We start from the raw sequence: 12693 nt of genomic DNA, 5'->3' as shown, positions 1-12693 counted from the left end.
GTCTGTGCAAAGATCATTCGGCGAAATTACCGTTCCTTTGGCATTTGGAAAAAGAAAGACATTTACTAACGTTTTTGTCATTAGTCATACCTGGAATCCATTTTTCTATAAAGGTATCTAATTGTATTGCCTCAGGTTTGTTATTTCTCCATTGATCAACTGCGCAAAGTACTGCAAGTTCTTTCTCTGGTCATACGGGAAATATTCGATTATCATCATTATCTCCAAGTAGAGCCCCCAACCATCATCATTTAATCCCCAAAGATCTTCAAAAATCTGTTACTTTTCTGATGAAATAGTTATACCTTTCATCTTCTGACATTCTTAAAATGTTCTCTATTTTCTTTTTTGTACCCTCTATACTTTAAGTCAACTTAAGTGTGATTTTGAAATTTAGGGTATTAAAAAACAATACCCTAAATAAGCCACACGCTTGTAAATTTATCTTTTATCGGATTTTGCAAATTTCAGAAGCGAAAACATCTCCTTCAAATTGAGTTTCAATAATAGCACATTTTCCTTCTATCTTTTTGATTGTACAAAGGTACCCACCATGAGTATAAATATACTTGTCAACTTCGTCATGCTGGCTTTTGGTAAGATCTAATAGTAATGTAAATTGACAATCATTCTTCCACAATATTTTATAGTATCTATCCTTCTGTAACTTTATATTTGTAGATAGATCAAAAACCTCTTCTTTCTGAAAATCTTTGGATTTTTCTATAAGATACTTTTTATTTGTCTTCTTATTTATTAGCACAAACTTTCCATTTTTAAAATCTCTGCAAGATAGTTTTCCAGAAACAATTTCTTTTGGATTAGCTAGTAATGACAGAACAAAGGGAAACATTATTAAAAGCTTCATAATTTCTTTAGATCTATAATTAAGAAGTAAGAATTTTAATCATTTCATCATCTCCAATTTGTTTTGCAAAGTCTAAAGGAGATTTATTATTGTTATTTTTCGAATTTGGATCTGCACCAAATTCTTTTAATAATTTCACAATATCATAATAACCTCTAGCATTAAAGACTGCAACCCAAAGTGGATTATTACCATACTTGTCATTCTTATTGATCTCGATAAGCTTATTGTTTAATAGCAATTTAGTTGATTCAAAATCATTATGAGCAGCGCTAAAGTGCAAAGGAGTTTTGCCATTTTGATCAGAATGATTAATATCTATTTGACAATTTAGTAAGAACTTTACAATACCAATTGCTTCAAAGGCAATTGCTTCTTGTAGAAGATTTTCACCAAAACTGTTAATAAATTGATTAACATTAACAGAATTAATTTCGTTTTCAACATTATCCAATTCATTAAGTCTTATAAATTGAAAGACACTATGAATATTATTGTTGTTCATATTTTCTCCTGTAATTTTATAAGTAGTATTGGCACTTAAAATTTAGGGTATTAAAAATAATACCCTAAGTAAGCAAAACATTTACAAATTATCTTTTATCATTCTAATTGGGAGTTACTCCTCCTCATCCTTATATATTCCAATATTCCCATCTTTCATGATAAATCTGTATCCAAATGGTATGGCTAAATACTTTAAAATATCAGGACGAGCAAAAGCAACATGATAAAAATGCACCATTTTTAATGACTTAATATCGTCATTATAGTCATCCGTGATAAGGTACCATCCACTCTCATCTTGAGGTGAGTCATATCTAATTCCTTCAATATCCCTTCCTTCGTAAACACCATCTGATATAACAACTGACTGGTTGAAGTTTGGAAAAAGAGGAATAAGATTTTGTTGCCAACATATTTCTCCTTGCTGTCTAACAACCGAAATTGCCGTATCACAACCTTTATTAAAATCGCTGCCGTCAGCGTTTGCTTCATATAAATCATAGCAGTTATCTTCATCCAGCCTAAATTGTAAAAGCCATGAATAGTATCCAATATTTTGGTTTTCAGAAATAGTGGGTTTACTATCGACAATATAATCTATAATATATTTAATAACATCTATGTAGTTTTCCAGCTGATTTTCACCAATGCTAACTCTAACTTCTTTGTTTATATAAGAATTTAACTCTTTTGTTTCTACGTAAAGATTATCTACTACATTTATTTGAATTCCTTTGTACGTTATCATATATTTACTCTATTTACTTATTTTTGGTAATAGCCCCTGTTTTTTCATTCCTCCAATTATCCCACCTTGACTATTACTACAATATATGCAGTGTGGATAAAAAGTTTGTGGCCATCCATTTGGAACCAAAGCATTTGCAGGCTGATGATCTAAAACAAAATTACCAGATTTAGTACCTGGATTTTTTTGACCACAAGTATGACAACCAAGAGTGTAACCTTCCTCCCTAACTGCTTTTTTTTCTGCTGCCGTGAATTTTCTGCTGTGCCCATTCACAGCGGGATAACCTTCCCCAGCAAAAGGCCCTTTTGTTAATGTACCATTTTTACGAACAGCTTCTTTTGAAATAGCTTTTGCCTCTGCTTTTGCAATAGCTTTCGCTTCTGCTTTTGCTTCCGCTTTTAATACCATGGCTGCTGCCTTTACTTCCACTTTTGCTTGAGGAACCAGGTTTAGCGCCAATAATTTTGCAGCATCTTTTCTATCAGCAGGATTACCATCAAGATCGCGACCAGTAGCTATTGTGTAAAGCTCTTCAACAGGAGTTACTGTTTTAATAACTACCATAAAGGCTTCGCTATTAGCTTTTCCATTCTCTTCTTCCGCTCTTGCTTGAATGCCACCCTTTGACTTCATATACATCCTGAAGCGAAAATCCTCAGGCTCCAAACCTTCTAGCTCCCTAGCATCTACAACTCTATTTCCACTGAATGCATACGTTGACCAGGTATGATACTCTTCTGCTAACGGATCAACATTAAAGAACCTTCCCATTGAAGCATCATAGTTCCTCCATCGGTAGGAACTCCAGCCTGTTTCTGTTTGTTTCTCCTGTCCTTGTGAAGAATATTTATAGTCTGGAGTAACTGAATTTGAAGTACTCCAGTCTCCACCAAACTCTAATCCAAAAGGATAATAGTGAGTTGTTCTGTCTATTTTTACGTTACCGGAAGCATCTTTGTAATACGCTAATCTGATGTTTCCTTGATGATCTGTATAGTTGTAAATATACAGATTTTTAACAAAGTCATAATACCCTTCTGAGGTTGGAACAAAACCTAATACATCATTGGTATACTGAAATCCATCCAGATAGTCTGTTTTACCAATGGTTTCAATTTGTGTCCTTCCTGCTCCTGAGGTATAGATTTTTCTTAGCTTGGTTCCCGCAGCATTATACAGGTATTTTGTATTGACGTTATAAGTGTTAGCAAAGTCATAAGTTCTGTATAATTTATTAAATTTTATGTAATTGGGAAGATTAAGGTAATTGTAATCTATCTGTAACATGCCTCTATCTTCATGGCTGGTCATGTTTCCGTTACCATCATAAGGAATTGCTATTGGTACAGAACCGGGATAGCCTGCATAATTCCCTGAAGCATCAGTCACAGTACTAAGCCTGTTCCCTGCATATATATAACTCAAGTCATCTATCTGCTGTGTTCCGATCCCCGTCAAAAATCTATTCCTTTTTAGGGTCTGGATATTCCCGTTTACATCATAGGTCAGCGCTTCATTATAATAATTATTCTGAGGAACTGTGGCATTGGGTTCAGAATAAATGCCATTTTTTAACCTGTCTAATCCATCATATTGGTAATTGTACCTGCTAAACGGTCTGCCATCAGCTGCCTGCCAGTCTATTTCTGCAATGTTCCCATTATATTTTCCCGTAGAAACTGTAGAATACACGGGGTTATGGTATTTAATCTCATAGGCAAAAAGCTTCCCGTTTAAATTCGTAGGATCATTCACTTTGGTAATCCAGCCCCGGATATTGTAAGTCTGGTCTATAGACTGCAAAGGTGTACCGGTAGTATTACCCGTTTTCTTATTGATAAGCTGTCCAAGATCATTATATGTGTTTTCTGCCAAGAGTTCTTCTGCCTGGCTGTTTACCTGGTGGTACTGTTTGAGCAGTCTTTTCTGGTCATCATATACAAACCTTTCTTTAATGGCAACCTCTGTATCCGAAGCACCCTTTTTATGGTAAGTATAGCTTTCATCCACAGAACCGGAGAAATCAAGTTTAAATTCCTTTTTAGTATATCCTCCTAAATGATTCCAGCTTTTCTCTGCTATCTTTCCCCCTTTGGTATTGTAATAGAAATAAGTTTTGGTCCAGTTATCATCTTCAATATTCTTTACATAAGACGCTGTTGGCAGACCTTGGGTATTAGCACCTCCATTAAGAGCCTTGTCTTCGTTAACTACAAACTGATCAAGGATTTTCGTTGGGGGGAATTCCTTCGTGTCCCTCGGATAAGAATCGTAGTAATTAACTGAAAGAAGAGTCTCAAAATTTGTAAAAAGAGTATTGGTGTAATAAACTACAATCCCATTTTTGCTAAAACCTGTAGCAGTAGGTGTTTCGCTGATAACAAGATTATTAATCTGCCCTTGTAGATCCGCCCGGCTTCCTCCGGTGATAAGTCCCGTATAGGCAACACGACCCAAAGCATCGTATTTGGTAAGAATCCATTGCCCTTTATTCTTCAGGTTTACATCCTGGGTAAGTATCGGGCGGTCTGCAGCATCATACACCACAGATTCCCAATCATCCCTTCCAGGAAGTCTTTTTTCTACCTGTCTATCCAAGCCATCATATCGGTATTGGTAGCAATAGGTGTTCAAAATATCTGTAGTAACAACGTTATTATTCTGCTCAATCTTCTTTACTGCCAGAGCCGGAATCACAAATGCCTTTTGCCCATATTCATTGTAGACGTAATAGGTATCAATATTCTGTGTTCCGTCTGTTCTGCGTACCAACACTGTCTCACCTCGCCCATTCTGAAATTGAATGACAGGCGTTCCGTCTTCATCGGTAACCGTATTTTTGTATAATATCCCTGCATCATAAAAGCCACTTCCTGATGCGATAGACACTGAAGAAATTGTTTTATTATCTGTTCCTATCGTATTGGTAGTTGTATTGGTAATAAATTTCTTAACCTCTGTCCCAAGGTTTACCTCATATTTAAATTTTTGGGTGTGTCCGCTGCTCATCTTCCAGGGATCACCCGGCTGAGCCACTTGCTTTATCCTGTCTAATGGAGAATTTTCAATCTCCTTTTCTGTGTAGGCATTGGCTGCTCCATAATAAGAGTTAGCTGTACTCTCATTTACAATCCCTGTATGGATTGCTGAATTGAGAGAATTAGCCGGAACAGGAAGAATTTCCTTAGCCTGTCTTCCGAATGCATCATAAGTGATGGGAGTAACAAGATCTTTCCCTGTTGCAGTCGCTTTTACACTGACAATCTGCTTGGGTCTTCCCAGTCCATCGAAATAGGTAACGGTCTCTGTTTTCTTAGTACAGTCACCGCTTAGACAGGTTTTGGATTGTATATAATTTTCTGTTGTACTTTGCGCATAGGTTGCCATCGCTGTAAACAGCAGACCTAAAATTCTAATTTTTTTCATTGGTGTTTACTGCTTATAGTTATACTTAAATTCTTTGACCACCTTAAAACTGTATGTTCCTGCATTATCTCTTTCTCTTACCTGAATTTGCTTCAACCGCTTGGCGCTGTCGTAGACATAGAGTTCCCTGATACCTGAAGGTGGCGTAATAGTAGTTACCCCCACCAAAGGATCATAGGTATACTTGGTAATCATTCCCACGGGTTGGAAGGCATCAAGAGCTGATAACAGCTCGGCTTCCTTGGTAGGATCAGCTGCATCTTCATTGGACTTAGCTACGATATTAGTAATCAGACCTTCAACCTGGTTGTAAGAGGTTCCTACAATTTTTGCAATCGGTCTGGTTTTGTTATACCCCCAGACAATACTTACAGGGGTGCCATCTTTCTCCCTGTATTGCAAAATATTTCCGTTCTCATCATATTTTTCATAGGTAACATCCTTAGAAGAAATAGTAGGGCTTAATGTATCATAAGAATATTCAGACAACGGAAGTACTAAATTCCCAGTAACCGCGTGAGGGAGAGCGGTTGGATAGCTCGTTTCTTCCCTAGATGTTACTTTGGTGATATTATTTGCTGTCTGCTGTGTTTTCATTTCTAATGGAATACTCACCATGTTTTTACCAATCATTAGCTGATTGTTTTTCTCGTGGGCATACTGGTATGTTTTTTCCATATTGGAAAGATCTGGGAAAATTGTCTTCTCACTAGTCAGTTGATGGTGTTTGGGATTGGCGTAGAAATACTGGGTTTCCGTTTTCATCACATTTCCATTTAAATAATCTGTTGTTTTTTGGGATTTCAGATACTCAAAATGAGAAATATTCTTGTACTGCATAATATCAAGATTATCCAGTTTATCCTCATAGGTAATTAGACCTACAGGCTTACCAAAACAAATATCATTATACGTTTGAGTCGTATTTTGAGCACCTGCTGCCTGACAGTTTTTATAACCATCTACTGCATTATATTTGTGAGAATGACTCGCAGTACAATAGTTGTATGAAATGGTTTTTACCACATCCTCAGCTGTGCATAACTTTGTCTCATTCTTGGTTACAGGATTATCATAATTTTTTCTGATCGAAAAACCATCTACCTGATATTTTCGGCTGTTGTCTTCTTCATAGTTCATTTCCACAGTACGTACCATATTATTACCCGCATCAAGGTATTGAGTCAAAATTTCTCGCCCGTTATTCCAGCCAAAGTTGGTCCATACAGAATTACGGATATTGTCTCCATGAATTACTTTACCAAAATCATCTGAACTGGTAGAATATTTATGGATAATATTGGATTTTCCCTCTACAATTTCCTGAACCGTTTTATAAAATACATTGGGATGAGTAGCAAACAGCTGATTGATATTAGTAGAAGTTACCATCGTATAAGGAAATCTTTCTACCCCTGTAGGGACTGACCCACTTGGAAGGTTAGGATTATTTGTACTGCAAGTTCTTGTAAAGAGAAGCTGTTCCTGAAATGCGGGGGTTCTCAATACAACGGCTTCTGTATTTTGTTCATTCAAATCACGGTAAACAAACTTTCTGGTTGTGGCCACCCCATTTTCTGTAGCATCTACAATTTTGGCAATTCGCAGACCACCAATTGGTCCTTCTTTATCTCCGTAAACAGCCTCTTTAGTGGTATAACTTGCTGATGCGGTAGAACGGGTACAGACAAATAGCGTCCAAAGCTTAAGGGTTAAAGGCTCATCTTTCTGAACATGGGCAAAAAGACCTGCTCCATTATTGGTAGGAAAAGTAACCGAATTACCTGCACTGGTAACAACCCCGGTAGAACTTTTAAAATATAATGGGACAGCCTGACCATTAGACTTTAACAATGAAACAATTGCCCTGTGTTTCCCAGTAACCTGCTCGGCAGGGTCACAAGCATTGTTAAACTGGGCACTTCCTCCCAAAGTAATGTCTTCTGTTCGGAGCGGAGTAAAAGCTACTGTATTTTCAACATGACCATTACCATCATCTGCCGTGGCTTTGATCTGAGTTCCGGTTCTCTCAGATGGACTGAGCATTACATTTTTCTCAATTGCAGTGTGATTTTCATAGAAAAACTCAGTAGACCCCTTAGTAGGATAAATAATCTTTTGAAGTATTCCAATAGCCGTATGCTGTGGACTAACCTGCTGTGCTGATCTGTCGTAAGAACTCCATAGGGCTACTTCAGGAATGGAAGGAATCAGATTGGTATTGTCGGTCATCCCGTTATAGTAACCCCAGCTATCTCTGCTAAAAGAAAGTCTTTGAGGAAATACATCAGGTAAATTATACTGAAATCCATAGGTCGTGTTTAAAACACTATCCACAACGGAAGTAAGAAATAACCTGTTGTTGGCCGTTAGATTGTAATTAAGGGTAACATCATTGATGATATTGCCATTAACCTTTTTAGTAACTTTTTGCAGTCTTTTATAATCTCCACTTCCTCCCGATTGCAGATAATCAAAAATAATTTCGCCATAGGAAGGATTATTACTATAAATTCGTTTGATCTGTTTTCCGGTAACGGTCTGATTATGACTGATCAGTTCACTGACCTGCGGATAGCGGATAAATGCAGGGTTTCCACAACTAGACGTCATAGGACCTGCGTTAGGTGATGTATAAGATAAAGTTTGGGATTGGCTCATCGTTGCGGTATACCCACCATCCACATTTTCAATAAATACCATTTCTCCACTGGTTACATCCTCAATTTTTGTCAGATACCACGCTGTAGTAGAAATGGATATAAGGGAATGTCCAGCTCCGGCAGTACGATTGGAAGTGGTTTCTTTATCTGTAAAATAGTATTTGGTTCCATTATCTACCGTTATGGTAAAAGAATTCCCTCCACTGCTTCCCTCAATGACCATATCTTTTTGGGAATAAACAATTGGGATTCCTTTTTTATCAAATACGAATTTGATCTGCATCCCTCCAAAACTAGCCATATATAAATCCTGTTCTGTATCTATATCATCGAAGGAGGCATCCTGGAAAAACTGCATGGCTACTGTAGTATTAGCGCCCAGATCACCGATGTTGGTCGGAATATTTATATTGGACTGATTGTCTTCATCAGGAAGATCCCTTATTACCCTTGTTATCACACCTCCTGAAAGTAAATTCCAACCTAATCCGGTAGAACCATTCATATCGTCTACTTTGATTCCATTGGAAAAATAATTGAGTCTGACTGGAATACTAATACTTTCTGTATTAAAGGATGTAACAGGGATATCTACATTGGCATTCCCTGTAAAAAGGCTTACCGGAAGATTTCCAAAAGCGCCAAGTTTATAGGACTCCGCAGAGGGGGGAATAATATTAGGAAGGGTTGATTGTTTGCTTCCCGTAGTTTGCGCGAGGGCCACGCCCATTGACAAGCAAAAAAATAAGCTTGTAATATTTCTTTTCATTATGTTTTTTTATTTCTTGATTAGTTTGGCATTCGCCGTTTTGTTGGTATCTGTTTTTATAGTCACCAGATAAGCTCCCTGAATCAAAGCCTGAGTATTGATCTTAGTCACTCTGTTCTTTGTTTTAATACTCTGAAGCTGTCTTCCGGACATATCATACAAGAGAATATCTGCCTCTTTGAAGTCGTTGAGTCCTATTTCTACATAAGCATAATCCGAAACAGGATTTGGATAGATTTTGATATCGTATTTTTCTATTAATTGATCAACCTGTTTGTCACCCAGTTTTACAATCTTCCAGTTTTCTTTACCCAATTCTTCTGCACTGGTTCCGGCTAGAACAATTGAACCGTCTCTGTTCAGCTTTAAATCGGAAAGTCTTTCTTCTCTTCTTCTCGATTCTCCCGTGATGTGTTTACGCCATTGTTCATTGCCTATCTCATCGAGGTATAGCATCCAAAAAGTATTGTCCTCTTTCTCCACTCTTCCCTCTGAAGGCGTATAACCTCCTAATAGAATTCCTTTGGAGGACTTATCGTCAGCTGAATGCAAAACACTTATGCTCATTAAGACATCGCGATTCCCAAAATTGTATGACTTCTGCCACTGCTCATCACCTTTTTCATTTAAAGAAATCAGCCAAAGGTCTGTTCCTTCTTGGGTGCCTACCGTTTTCGTTTCCGATCTTTCTGACCTGGATTCCCCACCAATAATAAAACCTGTTGAAGTTAAAGCCAACGTTCTGATATGATCATCCGCTTTTCCTCCAAAGTTCTTCTCCCATTCCACTTTATTATCCTTGGAAAGTTTTACCATCCAAAAATCTCCTTCTCCATAATTTTCCGTTTTCTTTGTACCTCCGGTACTGCTCCGGGAGTATATTCCGAGTAATGCGCCTCCGTCTTTCGTTGGAATCATTTTCTCTACTTCATCTAATCCTTTTCCACCTAAAACAAGTTGGGATAATTCTTTTCCATCTTTGTCTAATTTGGCAATTAATACATCTTTAGAACCGTAACCTTTAGGGGAATTCTGTACATTACCGGCAATAAAGAATCCTAAGTCTGTTGTTTGAATAACGGTTCTTGCTTCTTCGTCTGCAGCTGTTCCCAATGTTTTTTGCCATAATTCATCACCAAATTCATTGATTCTGATCAGCCAGATATCTGAGCCTCCTTTAGAATCCTCTTTTTTATCTAATCCTTTTCCTGAATAAGATGTTCCGGCCAAAAGAAATCCTCCATCTTGTGTAGTAACAGTAGCAGACAGATAGTCATGATTTTGTCCTGAGAAGTATTTCTCCCAGACTTCTTCTCCTAACTGGTTCAATTTTACCAGGTGGAAATCATAACCATTGTTCTGTTTACTGGCTTGTTGTAATTTATCGCTCTGAATTGAGCTTCCCGTGATCAGATACTGCTGATCGATTGTTGTGGTGACCTGGCTTAAAAAATCCTGTGTAGAGGATTTGATGTCTTTCTGCCATACCACTTCCTGAGCAGAGATGCCCAAGACTGTGTATAAAGTGAATACACAGAGATAATTTTTTTTCATAGGCTTGTGCTATATTTGAGGGGATAAAAGTATTATTAATAATTTATACGCATACTCCGTAAAAACCCCATATTTTCATTCATTTTTGTAACATATGTATTACCAATTAATGTTATATCGAACTACAAAAATATAAGCTCACTACGACAGAACTTGTCGTTTTTTATTTATTGAGTATAATATTTAAATAGCACTGAATTATTAAACTTGTACACTTATTTACAAAAAGAAATCCTAAAATAAAAGTGCTGTAGATTAAAGTCACAGTAATAAAAAAATAAAGTTTAGTTTAGCAATAAAGCTTCTCAACAGCTTCCAAAACCAACAATTTTATAAACGAAAATCTATCAAAATACTGAACAAAAAAGTCTCACGGAGCGAAGCAGCAACTTTGTTAGGACGTAAGGACTTTCAAAGTTGCGAATGAGCTCCTAACTTCTTCGCGTAGTTGGTGAAATCGCACGCATTCTTGTCTTCCTGATTTTTAAGAACGAGTGTGCCCGCTTGTTGCCGGATGCAGAAATCTATAAGCTGCCGACTGTACACGTGAAGACGATTGCTTACGTATCTGCTTTCCAGATTCTTTGTTTTATCCCGCTTTTTGTTACCTATCTACTTACGTTTTAATTGATAATGTTTGTGTAATACCTAAATCTTCTTGTCGTATTGGTTGATAATTATTAGACAGATCTATTTTAGCCGAAAAAGCCTGCAATTGCAGGCTTTTTCGGCTAAGCAATTTTATTTCTTTGTCCTATAGTTGATTGTCCATATAATTTTTAGATAATCGTTCATAGTTGATAATTAACTGTTCGTACTGGGTTATAGTGGATCTTATAAGATCTGAGAAAGAACGATACATGTCTAGTAGTATGTGTAAAGTTCTGCATGGACAATTGGTAAAGTTTTGAAAGCAGACATCCTCGTTGGCAGAATTGCGATTTAATGTTACACTCAAAGTCTCTTTCATAAATTCTAAGTCTTCTCTTAAAAATCTATTAAATGGAAAGTAGTAATATGGAAAGAATTGTTCTTTCTTACTATGTACCTCTTCAAACCAAAGTAGATTATATTTTGTTGATAAAAGAAGCTCCGACATTTCTATGTCAATTGTTTGACCCTCGTCGGTCAAATATATTTTCATCAAAACTGGGACTATATCTTCCCAAGTAGAAAGCTGTAAATCTTCGACCTTAAGTTGTGTATTTTGTAATAGTTCAAAATTTTTATTTAAGTTGCGAAATGTACTTTCAACAAATCGATTCAATGCGTAAATAGCCTCTCCCTGCTTTTCTAGGTTTGTATTTGTTGGACACATACTGATATAGTCGTATGTATTAGCTGTTACCGAATCAGTTTCTTCAAGTACTAATTTCGTTACGTCCTCAAAGGATTGGAACGATTCGATATTCGAGAAATCTATATAATAAGGTTCGTTTGTATTGGAAAGGTCAATACCGCCAGCGTAAAATGGCAGACCTATTAAAGATGTACATACAATCCCACCATTCCACTTAAAGTTTTCATGAAAGTTGTCTATAATACTTTGGTCTATGTTTCGGTTTCTTGTATACAAAAGCAGACGTCGCGAGTAGTTGCAATTCGATAGACCTCTTAACACTTTTTCAGCTAATTCAGGATCAAACCCAGTTGCTGATTCTTCTGATAATCTGAGTACTTTGACATTTTCCAAGTCTTGAAAATAATATCGGTGATATGAGAATAAGCAGACGGTAGGATCATTTCCTTCAACAAAAGATCCGTTGCCTAAATATATGATGGCATGACTATACTGCGAACCGCAGTTTTCTCTAATCCTATTACTTTCTTCAACTTCCGGAAATCTTACTAGAATAATATCAAATTGTTGTAGATGATTTCTATTAAATAAATACATGGTTAAAATTTTTATTAGTAATTATAAAGATATATATAATAAAGCCGAACTTCCGAAATATTTTAAGCAACTCTATTTTTCAATGTAATAAATCAAAAATACTAATCGTCCACTGTCAATTTAAGTTAACTATATTTAATAGTAAAACTGATATTTTTGATAAAGATGATCTGTGGTACGCTTAGATGTATTATCAGCAAACAACATTCATGAAAACAGAAGTAAACACGATTATAAAATCATGAAAGGTGATTTAGA

At 36.5% G+C, this 12693-nt stretch carries 7 protein-coding genes and 1 pseudogene; all 8 read right to left on the bottom strand.

Going from position 1 to position 12693, the window contains the following annotated elements; translation table 11 throughout:
• Positions 1-13 precede the first annotated feature (13 nt).
• Positions 14-178 (bottom strand): annotated as a pseudogene (locus REB14_RS24205) (DUF2750 domain-containing protein); the annotation flags it as partial.
• Positions 179-448: 270 nt separating this feature from the next.
• On the bottom strand, positions 449-868 hold the full coding sequence (locus REB14_RS08670) for a hypothetical protein (protein ID WP_309521981.1): 420 nt from the start codon (positions 866-868) through the stop codon (positions 449-451).
• Between the two features lie 19 nt (positions 869-887).
• The gene (locus tag REB14_RS08665; protein ID WP_309521980.1) at positions 888-1373 is read right to left on the bottom strand and encodes an ankyrin repeat domain-containing protein; all 486 of its coding nucleotides are present in this window, start codon (positions 1371-1373) and stop codon (positions 888-890) included.
• A gap of 114 nt (positions 1374-1487) precedes the next feature.
• Positions 1488-2123, bottom strand: a complete 636-nt coding sequence (locus tag REB14_RS08660) for an immunity protein Imm33 domain-containing protein (protein ID WP_309521979.1) — start codon at positions 2121-2123, stop codon at positions 1488-1490.
• Between the two features lie 9 nt (positions 2124-2132).
• Positions 2133-5552: a DUF6443 domain-containing protein gene (locus REB14_RS08655; RefSeq protein ID WP_309521978.1), complete on the bottom strand. Its 3420-nt coding sequence runs from the start codon at positions 5550-5552 to the stop codon at positions 2133-2135.
• Positions 5553-5558: 6 nt separating this feature from the next.
• Positions 5559-8984, bottom strand: coding sequence for a hypothetical protein (locus REB14_RS08650; protein WP_309521977.1), 3426 nt, complete (start codon positions 8982-8984; stop codon positions 5559-5561).
• Positions 8985-8993: 9 nt separating this feature from the next.
• The gene (locus tag REB14_RS08645) at positions 8994-10538 is read right to left on the bottom strand and encodes a T9SS type A sorting domain-containing protein (RefSeq protein ID WP_309521976.1); all 1545 of its coding nucleotides are present in this window, start codon (positions 10536-10538) and stop codon (positions 8994-8996) included.
• A 754-nt stretch (positions 10539-11292) separates the two neighbouring features.
• Complete coding sequence (locus REB14_RS08640) at positions 11293-12435, bottom strand: hypothetical protein (RefSeq protein WP_309521975.1); 1143 nt, start codon at positions 12433-12435, stop codon at positions 11293-11295.
• Positions 12436-12693 lie beyond the last annotated feature (258 nt).

Origin of the sequence: Chryseobacterium metallicongregator, assembly GCF_031324065.1 — a bacterium.
Lineage (GTDB): Bacteria > Bacteroidota > Bacteroidia > Flavobacteriales > Weeksellaceae > Chryseobacterium > Chryseobacterium metallicongregator.
The sequence above is the reverse complement of the archived record's forward strand: the minus strand, read 5'-3'. Positions and strand labels throughout refer to the sequence as shown.